This window comes from Nostoc sp. TCL26-01 (assembly GCF_013393945.1).
GTDB lineage: Bacteria > Cyanobacteriota > Cyanobacteriia > Cyanobacteriales > Nostocaceae > Trichormus.
Genome location: NZ_CP040297.1, coordinates 991,468 through 1,016,308 on the forward strand (window position 1 = coordinate 991,468; position 24,841 = coordinate 1,016,308).

Consider the following 24,841-nt stretch of genomic DNA (forward strand, 5'->3'; position numbering starts at 1 on the left):
ACCTCCTCATCCCTCTGCGCTTTCCTCCGCGTCCCTCTGCGTTTAAAAAATTAACTCTCTACCTCACTCAATTATAAATTTTATGCAAGTAAAAACAGCAAATACTCAACAACAACATTTGACAGCATTAATTGAACGATATACCAAAAAAACAAAAACTTCTAAACAAATGACCCAAGCCTATCGTCCAGTGCTAGCTGACCCCAGAGTCCCAGACTGGTTTAATATTTCCACAAAAGAAATGTGCTATTTAATTGTGGGAAAACAAGCTAAAGGTTCACGGATTTGGGATGTTGATCACAATGAATATGTAGATATAATCATGGGATTTGGCGCTAATCTTTTGGGTCATAATCCACTATTGATTCAAGCAGCAATTACAGAGCAACTAGAGAAAGGTATACCCCTTGGACCCCAGTCGGAAATCGCGGGTGAAGTAGCACAATTAATTAGCGAAATCACAGGTATGGAACGGGTAGCCTTTAGTAATACCGGCACAGAAGCTGTCATGACAGCGATTCGTTTGGCAAGAGCAGCTACAAAGCGCAACAAAATTGTGATTTTTTCTGGCGCTTATCATGGTCATTTTGATGGTACTTTAGCGAAAGCCGAAACATCTCATGCAGTACCTATAGCTCCAGGAATTCTGCCCAATATGATTGAGGATGTCTTGGTTTTAGACTATGGCAATCCTCAGTCTCTAGAGATTATCAAAGTTAATCAAAATGAATTGGCCGCAGTTCTAGTTGAACCTATACAAACTCGTCGCCCAGATTTACAACCGCAAGAATTTCTCCAACAACTCAGACAACTGACACAACAATCAGGAATAACTTTAATTTTTGATGAAATGGTGACTGGTTTTCGGTTGCATTTAGGCGGCGCTCAGGCTTGGTTTGGTGTGCAAGCAGATATCGCCACCTACGGTAAAGTTGTGGGTGGGGGAATGCCTATTGGTGTGATTGCTGGTAAAGCTATCTACATGGATAAAATTGATGGGGGAATGTGGCATTATGGTGATGCTTCTTCCCCTGAAGTAGAAAGAACATTTTTTGCTGGTACTCACTGCAAGCATCCTTTATCTATGGCTGCGGCTGGGGCGATGCTGAAATATTTAAAATTACAAGGCAATGCTTTGCAAGCAGAATTAAATCAACGTACTGCACAGTATGTTGAACGCATAAATATCCTGTTTACAGCCAAGCATTTACCTATCCGCATGGCTAATTTTGGCTCATTTTTTGGCCCTGTTTTTCGAGAAGAGTTTTTATCTGGAGATGTTGCATCTCTCATGATGGGTTTGGATTTATTGCGGTATCACTTATTTGACAAAGGGGTTTTGCTGCGAGGTGAAGGTGGGGGTTTCATATCTACATCTCACACAGATGGAGATATTAATTACATGGTTCAAGCGATGACAGATAGCATCAATGAACTACAAGAGGCAGGGTTTTTCCCAAATTGTAGTGCTTAAAAATTTGGATTAAATAAAATGTCAAACTTTTGCTGCTTAAGTCAACTAACTAAGAGGAATATCCAGTCCCTTTTTCGGTCAATAGGGCGATCAACTATTAACTATAAAATAAAATTTGCCCTCACATGACCAAAAATCATTTTCCGAATCAACTATATCTACTTGTTCCTTGGGACTTACCCATTGAGCAAGAACTGAATGAAGTTGATAAAAATAAGTTATACAAAATCCTTAGTCAGTTTTTATTAGTTCTCAAAGAACCTGTAGTTCCAGAAGCACTTATTACTATTAATCAAATATTAGCAAATTTGGAAATGGTCGATATTATTACTGCTAAAATATCTTCTACCGAAACTTCTTTAAAAGCTGGAGAAGTGGAAGACTTTGATAATTATTTTGGGGTGACACATATCAAAACTCAAGAAACTGCTATTTGTCTAATAAAGAGTGTGATTTTAGCGTATAAAAACTTTCTGGAAATCAGTCAAAATTTTCATGATGTTGATCTGATTCAAGTAGAGCTTCAGAAACGAGGATTTGCAACTTATATATATCTAATAGCTAGAGTTTTTAGTTTAAATTTGGAGCAAAATATATGAATAATTTTCATGGTGAAGCACAACAAATTTGGAAGGTTTTTCATTGGTCATTTTTTATTAATACTCAAGGGTTGATTATTTGCTTAAATCGTTTGGAAATGAAACTGGCTGTGGGTAATATCTCCGCAGCCCAAATTGAGTTAGAAACGGCGGCTGAATTAATGATGGCTTCGGGCGCAGCGATGGAACTTGCTGGTAGTTTTAGTAGACAAGAATATGAAAGCCAGGTGCGTCCATCGATGACACCTCCTTACGTTCAATCTGCTGATTTCAGTGGACTGATGTCTTGGGAGCATTCTTGGTTGGTAAAAATATGGAAAAGACTGCGACCAGTGTTTGAGCGATTACCTGCTGATCTTGAGCCTCAGCATCATCAGTTAGTGAGTGCTTATTTTAGCTTGGCTAAGTCTCACAAGGCTGTTTGTGAAAAATTTGGTGGTGGTGAATCTGGTAGCCTACGTTGTGACAAAAATACGGCTGTAGATATCTTAGATAGATTTTCTCAAAATCGCTGGCGGCTAATTGATCCTAATTTTAAAATATCTGATGGCTGTCCGTTCCATTAAGATAAATTTAGCAGCCTATGAGCATGATTAAGCCGTGACAGCACAATTAACTAGTAATTCAACTTCTATTTTCCGCTTATCTCCCTTAATTCGGATAACGCTGTTGAGTCTGTATGTAGCACTCACAGTTCCCCTACCTTTCCTAGCAGAGGTGACAAACGCCCCTACACCACCAGCTTTGTTATGGGTGGGAATTGGTGTTGGTTTAGTTGGTTTGTATGCAGTGTTAACGGAACGAGTAGTTGTCGATGACGAGGGGATACAGGTAACTTACCCCGTCTGGGTTCCGCGCTTCTTCCGCAAAGGTTGGTCTTTACCTTGGGTGGAGGTAAAACAGATAAAGCCCCGTTCCACTGGTCAAGGTGGTTTAGTTTATTATTTTCTCAGCCAAGATGGGAAAGCTTATTTACTACCGATGCGGGTAGCCGGGTTTGCTCGGTTGGTAAACATTGTCCAAGCTAAAACGGGTATAGACACCACAGATGTCCGTCCTCTAGCACAGCCGTGGATGTATCTGATTTTGTTGGGATTTACCTTTTTGCTGTTGTTAGTTGATGGTTGGACGATCGCCACAGCTTTATCTCTTTAAATTCTATTTGAATCTGGACACCCTCAATGACAGCCTTACTACGGCTTGAGCAAGTTAGTCTCTATGCAAAGCTCAAAACTCAACTTCAGGGATATCCCATATTACAGGATATCTCTTTTGAGGTGTCTGGAGGCGATCGCCTAACAATCATCGGCCCTGCTGGTGCTGGCAAAACTTCTCTGTTACGTCTCATTAACCGCTTGAGTGAACCCCATAGCGGCAAAATCTACCTGGAAAATCAAGAGTATCACCACATCCCTATCACCCAGTTACGTCAAACAGTAACACTGGTATTACAAGAGCCAAAGTTACTGGGAATGACAGTCCAGCAAGCCCTGGTTTATCCTTTAGTTTTGCGTAGTCTGCCCAAGGAAACAATCCAGCAGCGAATCAGTCATTGGACAGAACAACTACAAATTCCTAGCGACTGGTTGGGACGCACCGAGGTACAACTTTCATTAGGACAAAGACAGCTCGTAGCGATCGCTCGTGCTTTGATTATTCAACCACAAATCCTGTTATTAGACGAACCAACCTCTAGTTTAGATATTGCTCAAGCTTCTCATCTTATGCAAGTCTTAACCCACCTCAATCAAAATTATCACACGACAATTTTGATGGTAAATAACCACCTAGACCTAGCCCAAATGTTTTCTAATCGACTTTTATATTTACAGCAAGGACGTTTATTAGCAAATCAAACAGGCTCCCAAATCAACTGGGTTAACTCACAACAGATGTTGATGCACGCCGAAGCCCAAGCAAATGACGAATGGATTTGAGTCAATAGTCAATAGTCAATGGTCAATGGTCAATGGTCAATAGTCAATAGTCATTGGTCATTGGTCATTAGTTATGACTCTCCGACTTCCGACTTCCGACTTCCGACTTCCACTCAGCACTCCCTCACTCCCCTTCTTCCCTGTTACCTGTCCCCTGTCACCTATTCCCCATTCCCTTCCCTATGACCTTTGTCCACTCAATGTTGAGCGTTGATTGCTAAATCTCTCCTTGGGGATTTTAGTGGGTGTTTGTGGTAGATTAGCGTTCAAAATTTCCATGTTAAAACGATATCCCACGTTTCTGATAGTTTGAATCAAACTAGGTTGACGGGGATCAAGTTCTACTTTTTTGCGTAAAGATAAAACGTGAGTATCAATGGTACGCGGATTGTCGATCGCATCAGGCCAAGCACGACGCAGTAACTCCGACCTACTCAATGGTACTCCCCCAGCTTGCGCCAAAACATACAGTAAACTAAATTCCTGGGGGGTGAGGTCAATAAACTCCCCTTGGAATCGGACGCGACGCTGGACTAGATCGATTTGCAAAGTGCCATAATCCAAATAGGCTGGTGCAGCAGGTGTCCGTTTACGACGAATTAATGCTTCCACCCTAGCTAAAAACTCTTGCATTCCAAAAGGTTTGCTTAGGTAGTCATCAGCTCCGGCTTTTAACCCAGCGACGATATCTGCTTCATTGGTGCGAGCAGATAGCATTAAAATTAGAGGCTGTTGCTGACGATGCAACCAACGACAAAACTCAATCCCGTCACCATCAGGTAAATCAGCATCAAGAATTACTAAAGTTGGCTGGTGGCTGATAAAGGCCTCTCTTGCTTGATATATGCTGGCGGCTTGATGCACTCTATATTCCAATTGTTGCAAGTGCCAACCCAGCAACGACCTCAAGTGGGGATTCCCCTCAACGATTTCAATACAAACCGAACCCACAATGGCAAGACCCCTTAGCGTCGATGAATTTCAAAGTAACAAGCCCACGCTCAAGGTTTTGTAGTCTTTGTTACTCTCAGTATAAATAGCTTTAGATTTTCTTATATAAAAACTTGATAGAACGTTTAATTCATGCCTTGCCCAGAGGGCAGTTAGTAATATTCTTAAATTTTTGTTAGACTTAACTGAAAGTTATTTTCACAAAATAACTTGCTTTAACCAACTTACCGATGTACTCGTACATAATCAGCACATGGGTGAGATGGCGATCGCACAAGATAAACCTGAGTTGTTGATTGGGTAAAGGGTTGCTTTTAGGCGTACTTTCGGGCTACTGTTTAAGAAAAGTATAAAAATAGCCTAACAACTTGTTTAATTCCCGTTTTTCTGGAATAGGATCTAATTGTATTGTAGCTGCTGGAGAAAAAACACAACCAAAAACATGGAATTCTATCTGAAGCAACAGCAGAAATGACACTTCACATTTCAGCCTGAATCATTTACAATTCTCATTCCAAAGAGATCAATCAGCAGTTATGCTCCAAGACACACAAACCATCCGCTATTACCAACGAATTACTGACGCCTTCGTCGAACTATGGAATCGCGGTTATCGCCCGGATGAAATGCGGATGTATTTGGATGGCTACCTAGCCGCGCTGCGCCATAGCAACGTCATTGAACCCTATCTGATTCATCGTCTAGAAGAGGAAGCCAGCCGCTACTTGTACGATGCTTCAAACTTTATGAAGACAGAACCACAACCAGACTACTACTAATACTCGCCGCAGAGTCATGAGTAGTATATGTAGTTCAACGCAGACGATTCTAGCATATTATTTGTATTGGTCAAGAGCCATTTCGGCGTAAATCTGGTTAAATGAAATTTTTTTAAATGGAAACCTCCCATCCTTTGGGAGGTTTTCGGCGTGATGACAATTTGTTAACTTACTATTGAGGGGCGATCGCAGTTTAAAGGCTCTTAAAAACCTAGTATGGATCTCAGAGGTTGTTTGAAAAGTCTAAAAGTATACTAAAAACCCCTCTCCAAACCTCTCCCCGAAACGGAGAGAGGCTTTGAAACCCTGATTTTCCTGTTCCCCTTCCCTCGTAGGGAAGGGGTTAGGGGTTAGGTTTTTGAGATTTTGGTGTTACGCATGATACTTTTCAAACATCCTCTCATGTTGGGTTTCCCAAAGCCTCAACCAACCCAACCTACAATTTTAATGCTAATGCCTCATTTTAGCTGTGTCGCTCCAGTAGCGTGCGTTACTCGCACCGTCTTAATCTCATTGGCGCTGCGTTGCTGAAAAAAACTCAGTACACCTCTATTACTTCTTTTTCTGTTACCTGTTACCTATTACCTGTTACCTGTTCCCTGCATATCTGTTAACCCGCTCCTACAACCTCTGGACTAGACAGGTGTAATTCATCCGCATGAAAATCGCTATATAAAAATACAAAGACACAAATTTAAGATATTCCGAGGTTAAATTAATTAGCTCTCTAATCAGACTCCTATTGTGTTTTTTTATGCTACATATGCTCAAAAATAGCTATTTATCTCTTCCCGTAGTGTATTTTCTTCAAGTGAGAACAACTATATTCTGATTCTCACAGTTTTTGAGAAAATTCATGTCCCATTTAACTGCTACAACTCAATGGCATCAACGTGCTGAAAAACTCTTTCTATCAGGAAATTACATTCAAGCTGCTAATATCTACGAAGAAGCAATTGCCGTAGAACCTGAGATTAAATTACATTATTGGTACTTGGGTTTAATGTTGTTGTTGCTAGGGCAAGATGCAGAAGCTAGAAAAAAATGGCTACTAGCAGTCCAAGAAGAAAAAGCTGAAAAAATTAAGCCTTTCAAAGTAGAACTATTCAAAATTTTGCAGACAGAAGCCGAACGTCGAGAAAGTCTAGAAGAATATTACCTAGCTAAAAAAATCCGGTTAATTCTCAAAGAAATTTATCCTCATGATATCCACAACTTATTACATTTAGTACAGCTTGCTATTAAGCTAGAAACCTATGAAGGTGAAAGTTTATATAAATTGGGTATCATAGAGATCCTCCAATCTGAACCAAGAGTAGAACTAAACTTAGAATGGTTAATGAAGACTGTCAAGAGCGTCTTAGATTATGCACCTGCACACCAATCTACCTTGGATTTAGTAGAAGCTTGTGTACCACATTGCCAAAATGATCCCGCAATTTTTTTGATCACCTTACTTTTATCATTGACAGAAATTGCGTACTCCCAAAGACTACCTATAGTAGCAGCAAAGTTATGTGAAATATCTTTGAGATTAAGTCCTAATAATCCAGAGTTTGTCTCATACTTGTCTCAGTTTTATCAACACGCTGGGCAATATACGAAGGGTATAGAAGCTGCTAAATTATTCTACTCCTTAGTTCAAAAACTAGTCAGTAAAGTTTATGCTAATCGTTTAATCTTGAGTGGATTAATCAGTTCTGGTGGTTATTGGTCAGAATCATACTCCATACATCAAAGACAAAAATCATTAATAGCAGACCTCATCAAAGAGAATCCCACAAATCTTGATTCTAAAATCACAAAACTTATCAGTTCTTCTAACTTTTTCACTCCATACATTGAAGATAAAGGTAGAGAAACTAGACAGATGCAAAATCAACTATTGCAACTTTGTCAAACAAATATCAATAATTATGCTCAAGAGCATATCAATAAATATAAAGCAGGTCATCTCCAACGCAAAAAGTACAAGCAATCTCATAAAAAACTCAACATAGGATATCTCTCTTCTTGTCTGAGAATACATTCTGTTGGCTGGCTAGCACGCTGGTTATTGCAGTATAGAAATAAAGATAAATTTAATGTAAGTGCCTATTTCATCAATACTAATCCCAAAGCTGATCCATTACATGATTGGTATATCAATCAAGTTGATAGTTTTTATAAATCTAGTGAGCCTTTGAATCTTGTAGAACAAATATATCAAGATGAGATTGATATTTTGGTTGATTTAGATAGTGTCACCCTAGACATTACTTGTGAAGTGATAGGACTCAAACCTGCACCAATTCAAGTTACTTGGTTAGGTTGGGATGCGTCTGGTAGTCCATCAGTAGATTATTTTATCGCTGACCCTTATGTTTTACCAAAAGACGCACAGGAATACTACCAAGAAAAAATTATCCGGTTACCGCAAACTTATATAGCTGTAGATGGTTTTGAGGTAAATGTCCCGACAATTCGGCGTGAGCATTTAGATATTCCTGATGATGCAATAGTCTATTTTTCCGGTCAGCGAGGTCTGAAACGACATCCAAATACAACAAGAATGCAATTGCAAATTATCAAGGAAGTTCCTAATAGCTACTTGTTGATTAAAGGTGTGTCTGATGCAGAATTTATGAAACAATTTTTTGAAAAATTAGCACAAGAAGTAGGGGTAGATTGCTCAAAATTGAGGTTTATCCCGATGGATTCTGTAGAACCAGTTCATCGAGCTAATTTAGGAATTGCCGATGTAGTATTAGATACTTATCCCTATAATGGGGCTACTACCACTTTAGAAACTTTGTGGATGTGTCTTCCTTTAGTGACGCGAGTTGGTGAGCAATTTGCTGCCCGTAATAGCTACACTATGATGATGAATGCTGGCATCACAGAAGGGATAGCTTGGACTGATGAAGAATATGTAAATTGGGGTGTGCGTTTGGGTAAGGATGAGGCTTTAAGACAACATATTGCTTGGAAGTTAAAACAGTCTAGGAAAACATCACCATTATGGAATGGTAAGCAGTTTGCTCGTGATATGGAGAATGCTTACCAGGAAATGTGGCACAGGTATTTGGAAGGAAATTAAGTAGATTCTTCACTATTCTACGACTGTAGATACGCTTTGCTGGCACGTTTCTATCAACTGACATGGAAGTGATATTACATTAGTAGGTTGGATGGAGGCTTTGCGTAACCCAACATGATCTGAGGTACAGATTTTTAGTCAACAAGGGCTACGCACATTTCTCACCAGCAGTAGGGGCGGGTTAACAGATATGCTGACTCTATTCACTAATATTTCACTTAACCCGCCCCTACGACCTCTGGACTAGACAGGTGTGCTTCATCGGCATAAAAATCGCTATAAGTAACTCTCTTCTTGAGATGCAGTTGCGCTCTCTTTGATTTTGTTTCCGTCCCCTTTCGGGGAATTGATGGTAAGTAACTTCCTGTGATGATAATTGTTGATGAGGAAGAAAATCTCAAGCGAGTTTCCGTCCCCTTTCGGGGAATTGATGGTAAGTAACGTTTCGCTCGGTCCCGGAACGTAGAGGGGCCTGCCCTGTTTCCGTCCCCTTTCGGGGAATTGATGGTAAGTAACTGGCTCCGCCGTCGTCGCCTTCATCGACCGGATCGAGGAGTTTCCGTCCCCTTTCGGGGAATTGATGGTAAGTAACGCCGATGGAGGCCAGTTCTTAGCGTCTCAATGAAGGTTTTCCAGTTTCCGTCCCCTTTCGGGGAATTGATGGTAAGTAACCTATTCGAGGATGGGACGTGTTTACTACCTTCGACTACCACGGGGTTTCCGTCCCCTTTCGGGGAATTGATGGTAAGTAACCAGCGATCGCTTGCGGGGTGAGTGTGCAAGCGATTGTCTTCGGTGTTTCCGTCCCCTTTCGGGGAATTGATGGTAAGTAACTCAGTACCTCTAGGTCTAGCGGTGCCAATCGATACTTCACCAAGGTTTCCGTCCCCTTTCGGGGAATTGATGGTAAGTAACCCACCGTAAATCACACGATATTTATCACGAGACTTACTAATAGTTTCCGTCCCCTTTCGGGGAATTGATGGTAAGTAACAAGAACTGACGTTAAACCAAGTGTAGCCGACAATGAAGTACTGTTTCCGTCCCCTTTCGGGGAATTGATGGTAAGTAACATGATTTAAAGGCTATTGAACGCAAAACAGAAATTGATTTGTCTTGGATGTTTCCGTCCCCTTTCGGGGAATTGATGGTAAGTAACATCAGTAAATACATGATTACTGACTCCGGGGGGTATGTCACTAATAAGTTTCCGTCCCCTTTCGGGGAATTGATGGTAAGTAACACGGTGGCTGAAAAGTAATCACCATCTGTGGAGCCTGCGTTGGGGTTTCCGTCCCCTTTCGGGGAATTTATGGTAAGTAACCTGAAAGTGTTCTCTACGATCTAGAGGATTTAGAGATTGAAGTTTCCGTCCCCTTTCGGGGAATTGATGGTAAGTAACGAAAAGTACGAGAATTCTTCTGTCCTCATCACTTCGTTTCCGTCCCCTTTCGGGGAATTGATGGTAAGTAACTACTGCTTTTACTCCTTGGGCTGCTGCTATATTGAGTAGTGTTTCCGTCCCCTTTCGGGGAATTGATGGTAAGTAACGTTAGGTGGGGTTTAGTTAACTTTAGTTTAGATTTCTGTTTCCGTCCCCTTTCGGGGAATTGATGGTAAGTAACCTCGCTCCAGACCTTTGACCGCAGCGCGGCCTCGATAGGTGGTTTCCGTCCCCTTTCGGGGAATTGATGGTAAGTAACCAAGGGGGTTGTTAAGTACAAAGCAATTGAGAAAGAACTATCTACCAAGTTTCCGTCCCCTTTCGGGGAATTGATGGTAAGTAACTCTTGCTTTTATCGGATGACTAGAAAACAAAGGTCTTGCGCTAGTTTCCGTCCCCTTTCGGGGAATTGATGGTAAGTAACTTACAGAGAAGGTACTCAAGAGTTTGTATTACGCAACTATCACGTTTCCGTCCCCTTTCGGGGAATTGATGGTAAGTAACATTACTTCTCTCGGTATACTCTCGTATTCGTAATCATCTGCGAGTTTCCGTCCCCTTTCGGGGAATTGATGGTAAGTAACTCGGCGCAACAGCGTGCCGAGATTGAATTTAAAGTTGCTGAAAAGTTCCGCGTTTCCGTCCCCTTTCGGGGAATTGATGGTAAGTAACTCTGCATCAAATTCTTCACTCTCGCCAACAGTATTTAGAGTTTCCGTCCCCTTTCGGGGAATTGATGGTAAGTAACAAAATCATTGTTCTGTTAAGTTCTCCATCCGCTACTTTTTGTTTCCGTCCCCTTTCGGGGAATTGATGGTAAGTAACATTAGGAAAAATTAATCAAACTTTACGCACAGATTTAAGTGCTGTTTCCGTCCCCTTTCGGGGAATTGATGGTAAGTAACGCAAAAAACGATAGTACTACAGCACATAGTACTTATGAGTTTCCGTCCCCTTTCGGGGAATTGATGGTAAGTAACAAATGGTGAGACAGGCCCATTGACTCAATTAATGTTGAATGTTTCCGTCCCCTTTCGGGGAATTGATGGTAAGTAACGAAATTTACAAGTTTCTTTCTCAACTTTGTCTAGAGTTTCCGTCCCCTTTCGGGGAATTGATGGTAAGTAACTCACGCTCGGAACCGTCAGGCTGAACGACGGGATGTGTTTCCGTCCCCTTTCGGGGAATTGATGGTAAGTAACTCAACAAGGAGGCAGAAACTGCTCGGTGGGCGATCGCTGCTTTATCAACGACGTTTCCGTCCCCTTTCGGGGAATTGATGGTAAGTAACACTTGTTTTTCTTCGTCTACAAGTGAAACTATAGTTGTTTCCGTCCCCTTTCGGGGAATTGATGGTAAGTAACACTGATTCGTATATACAAGAATCTCTAGAAATTAAAGGTTTCCGTCCCCTTTCGGGGAATTGATGGTAAGTAACTGTAATAAAGCTTCCATAAAACATCATAACCCAGGTTAGTTTCCGTCCCCTTTCGGGGAATTGATGGTAAGTAACCTCCCGAGATTGAGGACCAGGAGCAAAGAGAAGGGAGTAGTTTCCGTCCCCTTTCGGGGAATTGATGGTAAGTAACCGGATGGTTAACAGTATAAATGAGTAATTCATTAGCTCTAAATGTTTCCGTCCCCTTTCGGGGAATTGATGGTAAGTAACATTGACATCTTCTGCGTATAATACTTGACCATTTGTAGTTTCCGTCCCCTTTCGGGGAATTGATGGTAAGTAACTGAAGCGGTATTTTAACATAATAAGGTTTGTTGATACTTTTCAAAGTTTCCGTCCCCTTTCGGGGAATTGATGGTAAGTAACTCATTGAGTCAAGATTCCAAGAAATATAAAGGAAGTGTTTCCGTCCCCTTTCGGGGAATTGATGGTAAGTAACAGCGCGTATGGATAAGATGGACGCGATCGCAAGCTTGTTTTAAGTTTCCGTCCCCTTTCGGGGAATTGATGGTAAGTAACTTTGATAATGTTCTTGCACCCCAAACAACTATTCCATAATTAGGTTTCCGTCCCCTTTCGGGGAATTGATGGTAAGTAACTTAAAAGTAAATTGAAATAAACTAGAATCCATCATCGGGTTTCCGTCCCCTTTCGGGGAATTGATGGTAAGTAACGTTGGTGGTGGTTGGGAATTAATACTCAGATGGATGGGTATTTGTTTCCGTCCCCTTTCGGGGAATTGATGGTAAGTAACGTAACTAAACATAACGAGCAAAGGTGGTTTAAGTTTCCGTCCCCTTTCGGGGAATTGATGGTAAGTAACACTATTAAGACGAACAATTGCTACAAGTTTTCATTCGATGGAGTTTCCGTCCCCTTTCGGGGAATTGATGGTAAGTAACTGTAACGTTGTTAATCTGCCGAACAATGACAGGATTATCAAGTTTCCGTCCCCTTTCGGGGAATTGATGGTAAGTAACCCTACCTGTTGGAAACTATTGATGTATTTGGTTTTCAAGGTTCAGTTGCACCGAAGTACGTAAATGGGAATGTAACTTAGACATACAGTAATCTAAATTAAAATCTATTTACGTTAAATTCTAGCTTTAAGAGCATTTTAGTGCGAAAAATTCCAGTAGTCAAGGCAAAAAAATCAACTTTGCTTTTATTTACACAACTTTGCTTTAGCTTAATCTATGTAGCTCACAGCGACGAATTAGCGGTAGTAGTTACATTCTGTTACAAACCGCGAATCATTAATAAAACTAGTCATTCCCAGCCGTATATCCCCCTTAGTAACTAGATTCGAGTCTTTACAAAATTAAATAATCAGGTGGTTCGTATGGAGGCTGGCTACCATACACTCGCGTTTGCTGTTTTGCTGTCGCATCTAGGGGATAAATCCTCAAATTATCTTCATGCAAATTCAGTACAGCTAACCAACGCTTTTCTAACAAAGAACTTAAAGTGGCATCATCCAAAGGACACTCAAACACAGAATACTGTACACGTTGACAGCGTTGTTCCAGCAACTTGGCTAGTTTAGTCCGGCGCTTGTCGTCAGGTACGTCATAACACACTAAATAGAGTTTCGCCATGATAATTTGTAATTCGTTATTTAATGACAAACGCCTCATAATCTAAACTCGACTGCAACAAACAGCGTCCTAAACTACGAGCTTGTTCGAGTAAAATTTGACTCAAACTCAACTGACGATTTTGCGGTGGATAAAGCAGAGAAGTGCGTAAGCGTCGTTCTAATTCACCGAGTAATAGCTTTTTTGCCATAGTACCCAACCAGATACCCACACCATCAGGTGAAGGTTGAAAATCTTCTGGTGTTAATAAATCTGCTTGAATTATGGAAATAACAGCTTGGTCTACTACCACTGGTCGAAATTCTTCCATCAAATCCAGCACTAGATTAGGCCGATAGGGTTCAATGGCGTGAAAAAATCCTAAATATGGGTCAAGTCCGGCTTGAACAGAAGCAGAAAATACCCGTGCTAATAATACTCCATATCCCCAACTCAACAAAGCATTTACCGGGTCTAGTGGTGGACGGCGGTTGCGTCCGCTAAAATTCCACTGTGCAGGAAACCAATGTCGCAAACCTTGATAATATGTACGAGCGCAGATACCTTCAACTCCCATCAATTCGTTTCGATTCAATGGTGTGGTAGTGTTGGTTAACTGGGCAGCATAGGCACTCATTAAATCGATCGCTTCTGTTAACTCACTAATTTTTCCCCCAGTAGCACGATTGCGTCGTTGGAGTATTACTCGTTGGTTACGGACTTTACCCATAACTAATTTTTGTGCTAAGGCCATACCAAAAGTAGTTTCGACAGTGCGGTACTGTGCTAGACGAATGGTCGGGTTAGTAGCAAAGTGTCCCTGAAGACGACCACGAAATTGACCATCTTGACGGAGAAAGATAGTTTCAATACCCCGGTCGAGTAATTGAGCAATGACTACATCTGTTAACTGCACTCCAGGCAAGACTACCACGAGAGTGACTTCTGCCAAGCGGCAATTTTTCGACTCTTGTTGTTTGATGATGATTAAGGATTCGTTGCGATAGCGAAGGACTGTTCCGGCTTCAGTCAAGTAGAGTGTAGTCATAAATAATTGGAACTTTGGATGGCAAAGTTTTTAGAGAGGTATATCTATATATATTCTCTCTAGTGGAAAGTACTATCTTCCAGAGGTGTGCCAAAATAAAATTGTCCTGCAACCGAGTTGATAATTATGTCTACATCTGTAGCCAAAAAGTTAGTCAAATACCGTAGTTGGATTGTAGCTGTGACTAATGCAGCAGTTACGTGGGTGATCTTGATTATCGCGCCTTTGGGTTTATTTGCGGTGATTGCTTGCACTGTGGCAGTGTTTATCGCCACTTTAGCTGTGAGTGCAATATGTGACAGGGTTTTATTTCAACTTTTGCGTAACCTCCAGCGCGATGTCATGGAAGCGAGGAGTGAAAAAGATCACCCAGATTTAGGAGGACTATCTAGTTATATAGACTTACCCGCAGAACAACAAAAAGAGGAACGCAAATGAATCGAGAGGATTTTTGCTAAAAATAAAACTAGAGAATCAAATTTTGTGTTCCCAGATGTCATTTACTCAATTAGCTGCTAATAATAGCTATGTAAGATTCATAAAGGTGACATCAATTATTAAGTATTTTTGCGGTTATGAAATTAGTTTGCCAATCCGGGTTTAATGGCAAGAGGACTCATATTAGCATCCCTTAAAAGGTGGGTAATTAAATTCAAAGTCCCCCTTTTTAAGGGGAGCCAGTTGCGTGGGCGGGTTTCCCGACTTGAGCAAACTGGCGTGGATTTAGGGGGATCTAGAAGAATTGGGTTCTACTAACTGAACCGTATTGAATTACGAATTACGTAGCTTGCTTCTCGCCTTTGGCAAGTATTACAAATTACGAATTACAAATTAGTCTTATCTATTGTTATGAAAGATGCGCCACAAAACATTGCTATAGGAATTAGTTGGTGTTTAGCTTGGGGTGATGAGTATCAACCTCAAGATTTAGCCAAGCAAACACGAGAAGCTTTAAATGGAGGGAACGAATTACCACAGGAATTTCAAGATTTAGTTAGACAGGTAGAGAAAATACAACAGGAAGAATTTCCTCTGTCGGTGGAGGAACTAAAAGCAGTCAGCGAGAAATATTCACAAATTGGAAATGCCAAAGTTGGGTTAGTCTATGGTGGTGCGACTAAGATTAAACAGTATATGTTTGAATCGGCAAAAATCCAAGAAATTCGTGGTGCATCTGGATTGTTGGATAGAATTAACCAAGTTGATTTAAGGATATTTTTTAATCCAAAATATAAACCAAAGCCAGACAAACCCAATCTTTATAACGCTCAAGTGAATGAAGTTAGACAATGGCTAGATGAAAACTTTAATTTAGATGCAAATTACAAGCTTGCTGATGCTTTAATTCCTGAATTAATTATTTATTCTACTGGTGGTAATATACTAGCTTTTTGCCCGGCTGCCTATGTCGATGATTTAGCTAATGCGATTGAGAAACGCTATACACATGAAACTTTAACAGCTAACTCCTGTGCGGTGGGTGAGAAATTTCAATTATTGGAACTGCGCTTTGGTTTATTGCGCGAACCGATTGAAAATACATTATGGTTAGATTGGTATCATCAAAAGTTTAATCAGCCATTAGTGCAAGCTTATTTTGGTTATCCTAGTAGTGAAGTAGAGAGAGTAGAATTTTTTCAAAAACGCAAAAGTTTTAATGAATTAACCACAAAATTGAATATTCTGTATAATCAGCGTCGCAGTGGTAACGATACTCGTCAACGTCCCAGTCGGCGCTATCCACCGATGCTGGAAACCCATCCATACTTGATGCGTGATGGCAGCGATCGCCGTTCTGCTATTATGCGAGTAGAGGAACTACCAAGGCAACCATATTTTTCGGAAGCATCTGTGCGTAAGTATTTGGTAGGCGATAGAGCCAAGGGTAGTTTAAATAATGATAATCCCGATTGGTATAAAAAATCTGGGTTAACTTGGCAAAGAGGCATTATTGACAATTGGGTAGATAAATTCACATCCTTTCTAGAAAAGAATCCCACTTTAAAACGAAAATATTACGATCATATTTCCCCCTCATCTGTAAAAATTGCCGAAACTCTGACCGAAGTTTCTAATGCTAGTTATGGTTATGTTGCCTACATTTATGCCGATGGAAATAATATGGGTAGTTATATTCAAAAAATCCCGACACCACAAGCATATCAAAACTTTAGTCAAGATGTAGAACGAGCCACACTATACGCAGTTTTTCAAGCATTAGCCGAAAACTTAAATCCTCATCAACTCCGCAGATTTAATGATGAGGAGTCAGACTTAGAGAATGGTGAGTTTATCCATCCTTTTGAAATTATTACCATTGGTGGGGATGATGTCTTCTTAATTGTTCCAGCGAATAAAGCCTTACAAATATCCCAGATGATTGGAGATGAATTTGAAAAAATCTTACTTAAAGAGATACCAATTATTGAAAGTACAGCAGCAACCGGAGACTCTCCAAAAATTACAGGTAATTATCGCCTAAAACACAATCAACCAGTTGAGTTGCAGAAACATCACCGTTATAAACCCTTAACTGCAAAACTCACTCAATGTGAATTGAGTACTTCCATTGGCGTATTGATTACAGCTGTCAATACACCCATATACTATGCGAGAGACTTAGTTGAACAATTACTGAAATCAGCAAAAGAACGTGCTAAAAAACTTAAAGCATCTGGATATAATGGCGGGACAGTAGATTTTTTAACTCTCAAATCAATTACCATGATTTCCTCTAATGTTAAAAGCTTTCGAGAAGAAGCATTAACTAAACAAGCATCTCAAAAGTTAAAATTTTACGCCGCACCATACACACTACATGAATTAGCTGGATTAATCACCTCCATCTCTGCTTTGAAAAAAGCTAAGTTTCCCAAATCACAACTGTATCAAATCCGCAGTTTCTTAGAACAGGGTAAACGTACAGCAATTCTCAACTATCGCTATTTTCGCGTCAGACTCAAACAAGGTAAAGACGCATTAATGAGAGATTTTGAAGATGCTTGGTGTTTACCTAAAGACAACTGTAATAAAGGTAATCTAGCACCTTGGATGTATGATGATGGCAAACGTGATCCTCAACATTCAGAAGATCCATTTTACGAAACAATTTGGCGAGATATGGTAGATGTCTATGATTTTATCGAAGTATCAGACAACGAGACATCAGAAGTTGTATCTGGAAAAATTGAATCATGATTAAACTACAAGAATTATCCAATTCACTTCAAACCTACTCAATTACAGCCGTTATTGATACAGCTTTATGTATTGGTGCTGGAGGTGCTTCTGGTTCTCTGGTAGATAAACCAATTGTTCGCAATGCAGAAAATAACTTATTAATTCCTGCTTCTCAACTAAAAGGACGTTTACGCCATGAATGCGAAAAAATTGCCAGGGGTTTAAAGTGGCATATTTGCTATTCTCCCAACCCACAAACTATGTGTCCTCAAAGAGCAGGTTTATCAGAAGATTTTATCATATCAGACTATGAAATCTCTACCCTAGCAGAAGATAGGCAACATCATTGTTTAATTTGTCAAATTTTTGGTAATCCTGTGTTACCTTCGCGGATAACTTTCGATGATTTAATCTGTCAAGAAGCACCAGAGAATTTACCAGAAGTCATACGTCCTGGTGTCACTATCAACCGCCGCCGACGCACTGCGGAAGAAGACAAACTTTTCTTTTTAGAAACGTCACCAGCAAACACCCAACTCAGATTTACGGGTAATATTTATTTATCTCATCCCCCCGTTTATGCAGCAGCATTAATTCAAGCAGGATTGCGACATATTCATGCTTTAGGTGGTAGTAAATCAGCAGGTTTAGGTTGGTTACATTGGGAATTTCCTGCCTTAACTGTAGAACAAGCAGCATGGGATTTTCTGGCTAAAGGATTTACAAATAATGCAAAAGATTGATTTAGAAATTCAAGCACTGTCTCCTTTAGCAATTGGTAGACAAAAACCAGGGGGGAATGTCAGTGAGGTAGAAAAGTATATTCCTGGTTCTGTAATTCGTGGTGCGATCGCTAGTCAAATATTAAACCAAGTTCATCCACCAATCATTAGTGATGACGATGATTTTCACAAGTTATTCTTAGGTGACAATCCAGCTATTTTTAAAAATGCTTATCCAGCTAAGAACACAATTAATTCCGAAGTCAGAGTTATTCCTGCTACTGCTTTAAGTTCTAAAGCCAAGTCTGGGTTTAAATCAGAAAAAACTTATGGGGCTTTTGATACTTTAATCGATTACTTTTGTGCTGATAGATATGGTTATATTTATGATCCTAATTGTCCTGGAGATGGAGGTAGATTAGATACATTTACAGGTTTTTATAGTCAACAAAACGGAAAATATGACAATTCATCTATAAATAGTCGCTTGTTAACTAGAGTAGGGATTAATCGCCGTCGCGCCACCTCGGAAGAAAGGGTACTCTATAGCATTGCAGTTTTAAATGAATCGCAACAAAAGAAACAACAACCTGTCATATATAGGGGTGCAGTGTTAGTCAATGATGATTTAGCCTTATCTTTACAACAATTTATTCAAAGTCATCGAGATAATTTACGTTTAGGAGGTGCAGGTTCACGAGGCTTAGGTAAGGTCAAAATTACAGCTAATACACCTGTTGCTATTCAGTCAAATGCCATTAATCAAGTAGCCGAGTTTAACCAAAAATTACATCAACGCTGGCATGAATGGAGTGAGATATTTGGTACGCCTTTAGAAACATTACCAAAGAATCGGACTTATTTCACCATCGATCTACAAGCTGATGCCATTCTCACAGATAATTGGCAACGCACTACGGTGATTTCTACAAAAATGCTTCAAGAGTTTACAAAGATTGATGATGATTCTCTACAACTACATACAGCTTACAGTAGTTATGACTATCGTTCTGGTTGGAATTCTGCCTGGGGTTTGATGAAAGATATAGAGTTAGTTACAAGTAAAGGAAGTGTGTATTTATTTAGTACAGAAAATCAGCATTTATGGTTACAAGCATGGGAAAATTTAGAAATTTATGGAATAGGCGATCGCACTTCGGAAGGTTTTGGACAAGTGCAAATTTGTAATGAATTTCATAGTGTATTTAGAGAGAAGGCAAAATGAGTGAGTTTTCAGAACAGCAGCAACAACTAAAAATTCAAAAAGGTATCCGCCAAGCCGAAGATGATTTAGTTAGTTGGATTGAAGATGCTTTAGATAAAACAAAGTATGGTGATTTAGAAGAATCGCAATTTCGTAACTTAGTGCGTGTTTCTGATACAACAGACAGTGCAGAAGTAATTAAAAATTTTATCCGCTACCAAGTAGGACGTGATAGAAAATGGGGGAGAGGTGAAGGATCTTTAGCTGAAAGAATAGTTAAGGACATCGATAACAATATCAAAAAAGCTGCTCAGATAATTGCTGAATCTTGTCAAGCCGACTATAAACCCATTTGGCTAGAACTAATTCGCCGTTATTTAGGCTACGGCGCACGACATTTGAAATACAAACGTGACGGTGCAGCATAAATTTTATCAATACAATTAATTATATGTTTGATACATTCAAAAATCGTCTAGAAATTACAGGTGTACTCACCACAATCACCGCATTAAGAATTAGTGCTGGACGTTCTAGTGAACCAATTGGTTCAGATTTACCTGTAATTAAAGATGCGTTTGGTAATCCACTAATACCAGGATCTAGCTTTAAAGGTGCAATGCGATCGCGCTTAGAAAGTTTCCTTCGTGGTATCAATCCCAATTTAGCAGCAAATCCTGCCATAGAAGCCGAATGGTCAATTAATAATGACCGAATGAATGGAGAAAATGGTATTAAGAAAGAAGTTGAAAAAGAACTTGAGGAATATCAACAGAAAGAACGCAGTGCAAAAAGAGATCAGTTACTCACGGAAAAAATTATTAATGAAACTGATTTCACCTCTCTTGTTTTTGGTTCACCCTGGATAGCTAGCAAATTCCAAGTGCGAGATTTAACAATAGTACCCGATACATGGTTTGGACAATATCAAGAAAGAGACGGCGTAGCCATTGACAGAGACACCGAAACCGCCGCAGAAGGAAAACTCTATGATTTCCAAGTCGTTCCGGCTGGGACACAGTTTGAGTTCAAAGCGGTGGTAGAGAATGCAGAAGACTATGAACTAGGGCTGTTGATGATTGGTTTACACCAATTTGAGACGGAACAGATACCTTTGGGGGGAGGGCGATCGCGTGGCTTGGGTGTTGTTAAACTAGAAATTGAGAAAATGCGCTGGATTGATGTCAACAATAACCCAGAAAAACTATTAACGTATCTACAAGAATTAGTCAATAGCAATTCAGTTGATAATATACATAGTTATGAAGACGGGAAAACATTCAAGCAGAGATGGACTCAAGCACTAATTAACAAATTAAGAGAGAATATATCTAATAGTTCCACCACCGCAGCAACCCAAAATTCTTGAGGATATCAGTATGGCTTTCAGTAATTTTAAAACTATTGGTGAAGTTCTTAAAGCGTTTCAAGTTACCTATACTGAAGCAAATTTTATTGGTGAACTTGCTTTTACTGTTTCCGACTACTTCCGAGAAGATTTAGAACTGATGATGCGGGATGCTGTAGTTGATAACTCAGAATTTGCTATTTGTGAAAATCTAATTTATCCAGTCATTAAAGAAGTGTGGAAGACTTACCGGAGTAAATTCATTTTGTGGAGTCATCAATCACTAAATTATGATGAAAAATTATGTGGTTTTCCTGAGTATATTTTGGCGAAACGTTCACCATTAGGGAAATTTGTATTTGACAAACCATACTTTATTTTAGTCGAAGCCAAGCAAGATAACTTTGAAACAGGTTGGGCGCAATGTTTAGCAGAAATGATTGCAGCCCAAAGACTAAATGGAGAATACCAAATAATTATTTTAGGAGTTGTTTCTAATGGAATAACATGGCAATTTGGTAAATTAGAAAGTGATATATTTACCAGGAATAGTACTTATTACACAATTCAAGAGTTAGATAAATTATTTGCTGCTGTAAATTTTCTCTTCCAACAGTGTGAAGTCCAGCTAAATACTTTAGTAGCAGCTTAAGTGAAACTATTTTCCACAACTACCAATCATGCACAAAAGATTTGTTAATCACTGCACCATTGATTTAACTATCATTCCTGATAGTCCAATTTTAATTAAGTCAGGCAAAGAAGGCGCAGACCCGACAAAACCTGATATGGAATTTGTCGAAACCTATCATGCTGGAGGACGTTCGATTTATTTACCAGGAAGTAGTTTAAAAGGAGCAATTCGCGCTCATGCAGAACGTATAGTTAGAACTGTAGGAAGTGAAGAACGTCCGCCGGAAAATATTTCAAAACTTTGGGCTAATAACCCTTTAAGTAATGATGACTATCTAGACAAATTCAAAAAGCAGAATCAAAATAATATTCACCTGGGAGCAAATTTATATAAACTATCTAGTTTTACAGACCAAATATTTGGTAATACTTCTATTGCTAGTAGAATTAGAATTGAAGATGCTCATCCAGATAGTTCTCAACCTCTCAGAATTGAAGAACGTAATGGTGTAGCTATTGATAGAGTATTTGGTTCTGTGGCAGTGGGGCCTTTTAATTATCAAGTTTGCACTGCTGGTGAATTTAAGACTAAGATTCATTTGAAAAATTTTACCTTAGCACAACTAGGTTTAATTGGTTTAGTATTGCGAGACTTAAACGATGGTTGGTTTGGTTTAGGCTTTGCTAAATCTCGTGGTTTGGGTACTGTGGAAGTTAAGTTAAATCAAGCTGTTGTACAATATCCTGGTTGTGAATTGCAAGATGGGAAAATTTCTGCTTTGGGTAGTGCAAAACAATGGAATCATACTTTTCTTTTAGGTGTTGGAGAGTTTTTAGAAACTGATGATGCTAAATTATATGGTTTTCCCACAGTAGATAATCAAGATACACCAGTCGCAGCACAAGCAATGGATTTAGGCTTTGGTGTACAAATGACTTGGCGAGAAGGAACAGTTAACGACTTATTTGAAAGATGTGTTAGGTCTTGGAGTAATTTATTAGTGGGTGTTAAATGAATCCTTTTGTTGGTATGAGTCCAAAAGATTTATGTATTGATGAATTGCTGTATTTAATTAAACAATTAACAAGTAAAAATAGTTATTACTTTTGGCGTTGTACTCATCAAGTTAGTGGAATTGTAGAAGAACCGCCTACCAAGGATGATTTTCCGTCGATGCTTGAGGGACAAATGTTTAATTATGAATGTGAATTGCGATGGAAAAAAAAATCAAAAGACACTTATGCAGCCCTGTTGTTAACTATAGCTGACAATCATCATCACTTTAAAGCTATCAGTGAAGATAACAAAGTATCTTGGCGAATAGAACCAAGTAATAATACAAAATTTCCATCTTACGCATATCCTGCTTATGGTTATCGTGCTGATGAAACTCGTTTTCCTAAAAAGTTAATTTATCCACCTAATTTAAATATTCGCCTAAAAGATGAAAATAAAAAAAATCCCAAATTAGCTCAACGTTACTTTATTGATAACGCAACCTCCACTGTGCAATTTGTAGCTTTAACTGTAGAGATAGACCAAGATGACAAGAACCCCTCCCCAACCACCGAGAAAACCAACTCCTAGAGATTCATCTAACCCAGAACTACCACCCAAACCGTATGAATTTGTTACTTTCCCTCCAGAACGTCCCAACTTACAGCGTCCTGTGGGACATGATAAATATTTGAGCGATCGCCTACACGGTACACTGTATCTTACGCTCAAAGTGCAGACATCTCTCCATGTCTCCACAGGTATAGTTGCAATGGGTAGCGATGTAGGGGGCAAAATTCCCTTAATTAAAACAATGGTACAAGGAGTTGACCAAAAACTCTCCATTCAAGGCAGTTCCCTCAAAGGCTGTATCCGGTCTGTATATGAAGCCATAACTAACAGTACACTAGCAGTGATTACTTCTAGATATAGAGATAAAATCCCTCCAGAACGCCTACCTTGTGGGAATAAAGAAAAACTTTGTCCAGCCAGTCGAGTATTCGGTGCATTAAATTGGCAAGGTTTGCTAGATTTTAATGATGCCCAGTGTGAAAGCATCGGCTTTACCACCGGATTTATGCCTTCCCTATACCGTCCTCGTCCAGAAGCAAGTGCTGTATACTTCATTCGGGGTAGGGTCGCTGGACGTAAGTTTTATTATCACACAATTAGAGCCATTGATAAAGGACAGAATTCTGGTATTCCTGTACAACAAGCAGGTAGAGAATATATTTTTAAAACCCAGTTAAATTTTAAGAACTTACTCCCAGAAGAATTAGGAACATTATTAATTGTATTAGGACAAGATACTCAACATCCCATCGCCTTAAAAGTGGGTGGTGGTAAACCCATCGGCATGGGAACAATGACAGTGAGTATAGACAAAATTCAACAATCAAAAGATTTAAAAAAAAGATATTCATCCTATCAACTCAGCGAATCTGATGAACTAACAGGAGAAAAATTAGCCCAATTTAAACAGACAAATATGCAAGCAGCACACTCACATTTAGTGCAGAAAAAACAACTAGAAGAATTAACAGCCATCCTCCGCTATCCCACCGACAGAGAACCCCCATCAGGAATGTATTAATCATGACTATGACAGCATCTACATCAGCAACTCTTACAGATGTGCAGTGGGAAATTGCTCATGCGATCGCCCTGACTTTAGTTAAGAATAATAATGCACGTTATCAGTTATAAAATATTAAGAGAGTATGTCGAAATTCATCCAGATTGTCAAGATGCTCTTAGCAACTGGTATAAAGTCGCTAGTAAAGCTAAATGGTCAAACTTAGTCGAGGTACAACAAATATTTTCTCAAGCTGAAGCTGTTAGTAATTTTACAGTTTTCAATATCAAAGGGAATAAATATCGATTGATTGTTAATATAAATTATCTGAAGCAATTAATTTATATTAAATATATTCTCACTCATGCTGAATACGACAAGGAAGAATGGAAAAATGACCCTTACTTCTAATACAGAAAAATGTAAAAAATTACTAAGCACTTATCGTTCTCAAATTATCAAGACTGAAGCTGAGAATGAAGCAGCTTTGGCAATTGTACAAGAGTTAATACACCGAGAACTCAGTTTTGAAGAAGATGAGTTATTGCAACTCCTAATTATTTTAATTGAAAATTTTGAGCGAGAATATTATCAACTTGATGAGCCAATTAATTCTCAATCAATGCTTTTGTTTCTTTTAGAACAATCCGAGAAAACTAGAGAAGATTTAGAAGTGTTTTTAGGCTCAAAAACTTTGCTGGATAAAATTTTAAATGGACAACACAAAATCACCCCAGAACAAGCGCAAAAACTGGGAGATTTTTTTCATGTTGAACCAAGCTTATTCACAGAAACTTCCACACTACCCAACTGACAGTCAACCACTACCTAGAT

Annotated in this window: 23 protein-coding genes and 1 CRISPR repeat array; of the genes, 20 read left to right on the forward strand and 3 right to left on the reverse strand. The window is 39.4% G+C overall.

All coding sequences use genetic code 11. The annotated features are described in order from the left end of the window. Positions 1-82 precede the first annotated feature (82 nt). The 5 genes from FD725_RS04065 to FD725_RS04085 all read left to right on the forward strand — a co-directional run bounded on the left by FD725_RS04065 (position 83) and on the right by FD725_RS04085 (position 4,010). Positions 83-1,474 (forward strand): aspartate aminotransferase family protein, encoded by a 1,392-nt coding sequence (locus tag FD725_RS04065; protein ID WP_179046932.1) that lies wholly within the window; start codon positions 83-85, stop codon positions 1,472-1,474. Positions 1,475-1,599: 125 nt separating this feature from the next. Beyond that, on the forward strand, positions 1,600-2,073 hold the full coding sequence (locus FD725_RS04070; RefSeq protein WP_179046933.1) for a hypothetical protein: 474 nt from the start codon (positions 1,600-1,602) through the stop codon (positions 2,071-2,073). Then, positions 2,070-2,639: a siderophore biosynthesis protein gene (locus tag FD725_RS04075; RefSeq protein WP_179046934.1), complete on the forward strand. Its 570-nt coding sequence runs from the start codon at positions 2,070-2,072 to the stop codon at positions 2,637-2,639. The genes FD725_RS04070 and FD725_RS04075 overlap by 4 nt, the downstream gene beginning before the upstream one ends. Positions 2,640-2,673: 34 nt before the next feature. Next, complete coding sequence (locus tag FD725_RS04080; protein ID WP_179046935.1) at positions 2,674-3,228, forward strand: hypothetical protein; 555 nt, start codon at positions 2,674-2,676, stop codon at positions 3,226-3,228. A 26-nt stretch (positions 3,229-3,254) separates the two neighbouring features. After that, positions 3,255-4,010 (forward strand): ATP-binding cassette domain-containing protein, encoded by a 756-nt coding sequence (locus FD725_RS04085; protein ID WP_179046936.1) that lies wholly within the window; start codon positions 3,255-3,257, stop codon positions 4,008-4,010. 180 nt (positions 4,011-4,190) lie between these two features. Here FD725_RS04085 and FD725_RS04090 read toward each other — a convergent pair whose 3' ends face one another. Further along, entirely contained in the window at positions 4,191-4,961 is a 771-nt protein-coding gene (locus tag FD725_RS04090; RefSeq protein ID WP_179046937.1) for a response regulator transcription factor, read from the reverse strand. A 172-nt stretch (positions 4,962-5,133) separates the two neighbouring features. Between FD725_RS04090 and FD725_RS32295 the strand changes: the two genes are divergently transcribed. The 3 genes from FD725_RS32295 (at position 5,134) to FD725_RS04100 (ending at position 8,819) form a co-directional block, all read left to right on the forward strand. After that, on the forward strand, positions 5,134-5,265 hold the full coding sequence (locus FD725_RS32295) for a hypothetical protein (RefSeq protein ID WP_256871846.1): 132 nt from the start codon (positions 5,134-5,136) through the stop codon (positions 5,263-5,265). A 232-nt stretch (positions 5,266-5,497) separates the two neighbouring features. Then, positions 5,498-5,740: a DUF6761 family protein gene (locus tag FD725_RS04095; protein WP_179046938.1), complete on the forward strand. Its 243-nt coding sequence runs from the start codon at positions 5,498-5,500 to the stop codon at positions 5,738-5,740. Between the two features lie 856 nt (positions 5,741-6,596). Beyond that, positions 6,597-8,819, forward strand: coding sequence for an O-linked N-acetylglucosamine transferase, SPINDLY family protein (locus FD725_RS04100; RefSeq protein WP_179046939.1), 2,223 nt, complete (start codon positions 6,597-6,599; stop codon positions 8,817-8,819). A 324-nt stretch (positions 8,820-9,143) separates the two neighbouring features. After that, positions 9,144-12,702: direct repeats of the CRISPR family, unit length 37 nt; unit sequence GTTTCCGTCCCCTTTCGGGGAATTGATGGTAAGTAAC. Between the two features lie 333 nt (positions 12,703-13,035). On the opposite strand, the gene cas2 is transcribed toward FD725_RS04100, so the two are convergent. Further along, entirely contained in the window at positions 13,036-13,320 is a 285-nt protein-coding gene (cas2, locus tag FD725_RS04105) for a CRISPR-associated endonuclease Cas2 (RefSeq protein WP_179046940.1), read from the reverse strand. Between the two features lie 16 nt (positions 13,321-13,336). Continuing rightward, the gene (gene cas1, locus FD725_RS04110; protein ID WP_179046941.1) at positions 13,337-14,347 is read right to left on the reverse strand and encodes a CRISPR-associated endonuclease Cas1; all 1,011 of its coding nucleotides are present in this window, start codon (positions 14,345-14,347) and stop codon (positions 13,337-13,339) included. Between the two features lie 126 nt (positions 14,348-14,473). On the opposite strand from cas1, the gene csx18 reads away from it, so the two are divergent. The 12 genes from csx18 (at position 14,474) to FD725_RS04170 (ending at position 24,821) form a co-directional block, all read left to right on the forward strand. Beyond that, positions 14,474-14,785, forward strand: a complete 312-nt coding sequence (gene csx18, locus FD725_RS04115; protein ID WP_179046942.1) for a CRISPR-associated protein Csx18 — start codon at positions 14,474-14,476, stop codon at positions 14,783-14,785. Positions 14,786-15,196: 411 nt separating this feature from the next. Further along, a complete protein-coding gene (cas10, locus tag FD725_RS04120; RefSeq protein ID WP_179046943.1) occupies positions 15,197-17,545 on the forward strand; it encodes a type III-B CRISPR-associated protein Cas10/Cmr2 in 2,349 nt (782 codons plus the stop codon). Beyond that, positions 17,542-18,270, forward strand: coding sequence for an RAMP superfamily CRISPR-associated protein (locus FD725_RS04125; protein ID WP_179046944.1), 729 nt, complete (start codon positions 17,542-17,544; stop codon positions 18,268-18,270). Before cas10 ends, FD725_RS04125 begins: the two co-directional genes overlap by 4 nt. Then, positions 18,257-19,474, forward strand: coding sequence for a CRISPR-associated RAMP protein Csx10 (gene csx10, locus FD725_RS04130; RefSeq protein WP_179046945.1), 1,218 nt, complete (start codon positions 18,257-18,259; stop codon positions 19,472-19,474). Before FD725_RS04125 ends, csx10 begins: the two co-directional genes overlap by 14 nt. After that, entirely contained in the window at positions 19,471-19,881 is a 411-nt protein-coding gene (locus tag FD725_RS04135; RefSeq protein WP_179046946.1) for a hypothetical protein, read from the forward strand. Before csx10 ends, FD725_RS04135 begins: the two co-directional genes overlap by 4 nt. 23 nt (positions 19,882-19,904) lie before the next feature. Then, the gene (gene csx7 / locus FD725_RS04140; RefSeq protein WP_179046947.1) at positions 19,905-20,822 is read left to right on the forward strand and encodes a CRISPR-associated RAMP protein Csx7; all 918 of its coding nucleotides are present in this window, start codon (positions 19,905-19,907) and stop codon (positions 20,820-20,822) included. Between the two features lie 10 nt (positions 20,823-20,832). Then, on the forward strand, positions 20,833-21,453 hold the full coding sequence (locus tag FD725_RS04145) for a hypothetical protein (RefSeq protein WP_179046948.1): 621 nt from the start codon (positions 20,833-20,835) through the stop codon (positions 21,451-21,453). 28 nt (positions 21,454-21,481) lie between these two features. Next, positions 21,482-22,450, forward strand: a complete 969-nt coding sequence (locus FD725_RS04150) for an RAMP superfamily CRISPR-associated protein (RefSeq protein WP_179046949.1) — start codon at positions 21,482-21,484, stop codon at positions 22,448-22,450. Beyond that, on the forward strand, positions 22,447-23,022 hold the full coding sequence (locus FD725_RS04155; protein WP_179046950.1) for a hypothetical protein: 576 nt from the start codon (positions 22,447-22,449) through the stop codon (positions 23,020-23,022). Before FD725_RS04150 ends, FD725_RS04155 begins: the two co-directional genes overlap by 4 nt. Continuing rightward, positions 22,979-24,025, forward strand: coding sequence for an RAMP superfamily CRISPR-associated protein (locus FD725_RS04160; RefSeq protein WP_179046951.1), 1,047 nt, complete (start codon positions 22,979-22,981; stop codon positions 24,023-24,025). Before FD725_RS04155 ends, FD725_RS04160 begins: the two co-directional genes overlap by 44 nt. A gap of 93 nt (positions 24,026-24,118) precedes the next feature. Next, positions 24,119-24,418 (forward strand): type II toxin-antitoxin system HigB family toxin, encoded by a 300-nt coding sequence (locus FD725_RS04165; RefSeq protein ID WP_179046952.1) that lies wholly within the window; start codon positions 24,119-24,121, stop codon positions 24,416-24,418. Beyond that, positions 24,402-24,821, forward strand: a complete 420-nt coding sequence (locus FD725_RS04170) for a type II toxin-antitoxin system HigA family antitoxin (protein ID WP_179046953.1) — start codon at positions 24,402-24,404, stop codon at positions 24,819-24,821. Before FD725_RS04165 ends, FD725_RS04170 begins: the two co-directional genes overlap by 17 nt. The last annotated feature ends 20 nt before the right edge of the window (positions 24,822-24,841 follow it).

Coding starts and splice junctions, on each gene's coding strand:
- cas2 (WP_179046940.1), bottom strand. CDS start 13,320: ATGGCGAAACTCTATTTAGTGTGTTATGACGTACCTGACGACAAGCGC.
- csx18 (WP_179046942.1), top strand. CDS start 14,474: ATGTCTACATCTGTAGCCAAAAAGTTAGTCAAATACCGTAGTTGGATT.
- FD725_RS04165 (WP_179046952.1), top strand. CDS start 24,119: ATGCACGTTATCAGTTATAAAATATTAAGAGAGTATGTCGAAATTCAT.
- FD725_RS04150 (WP_179046949.1), top strand. CDS start 21,482: ATGCACAAAAGATTTGTTAATCACTGCACCATTGATTTAACTATCATT.
- FD725_RS04100 (WP_179046939.1), top strand. CDS start 6,597: ATGTCCCATTTAACTGCTACAACTCAATGGCATCAACGTGCTGAAAAA.
- FD725_RS04075 (WP_179046934.1), top strand. CDS start 2,070: ATGAATAATTTTCATGGTGAAGCACAACAAATTTGGAAGGTTTTTCAT.
- FD725_RS04145 (WP_179046948.1), top strand. CDS start 20,833: ATGGCTTTCAGTAATTTTAAAACTATTGGTGAAGTTCTTAAAGCGTTT.
- cas1 (WP_179046941.1), bottom strand. CDS start 14,347: ATGACTACACTCTACTTGACTGAAGCCGGAACAGTCCTTCGCTATCGC.
- FD725_RS04085 (WP_179046936.1), top strand. CDS start 3,255: ATGACAGCCTTACTACGGCTTGAGCAAGTTAGTCTCTATGCAAAGCTC.
- FD725_RS04135 (WP_179046946.1), top strand. CDS start 19,471: ATGAGTGAGTTTTCAGAACAGCAGCAACAACTAAAAATTCAAAAAGGT.
- FD725_RS04170 (WP_179046953.1), top strand. CDS start 24,402: ATGACCCTTACTTCTAATACAGAAAAATGTAAAAAATTACTAAGCACT.
- FD725_RS04065 (WP_179046932.1), top strand. CDS start 83: ATGCAAGTAAAAACAGCAAATACTCAACAACAACATTTGACAGCATTA.
- FD725_RS04160 (WP_179046951.1), top strand. CDS start 22,979: ATGACAAGAACCCCTCCCCAACCACCGAGAAAACCAACTCCTAGAGAT.
- csx7 (WP_179046947.1), top strand. CDS start 19,905: ATGTTTGATACATTCAAAAATCGTCTAGAAATTACAGGTGTACTCACC.
- FD725_RS04095 (WP_179046938.1), top strand. CDS start 5,498: ATGCTCCAAGACACACAAACCATCCGCTATTACCAACGAATTACTGAC.
- FD725_RS04070 (WP_179046933.1), top strand. CDS start 1,600: ATGACCAAAAATCATTTTCCGAATCAACTATATCTACTTGTTCCTTGG.
- cas10 (WP_179046943.1), top strand. CDS start 15,197: ATGAAAGATGCGCCACAAAACATTGCTATAGGAATTAGTTGGTGTTTA.
- FD725_RS04155 (WP_179046950.1), top strand. CDS start 22,447: ATGAATCCTTTTGTTGGTATGAGTCCAAAAGATTTATGTATTGATGAA.
- FD725_RS04125 (WP_179046944.1), top strand. CDS start 17,542: ATGATTAAACTACAAGAATTATCCAATTCACTTCAAACCTACTCAATT.
- csx10 (WP_179046945.1), top strand. CDS start 18,257: ATGCAAAAGATTGATTTAGAAATTCAAGCACTGTCTCCTTTAGCAATT.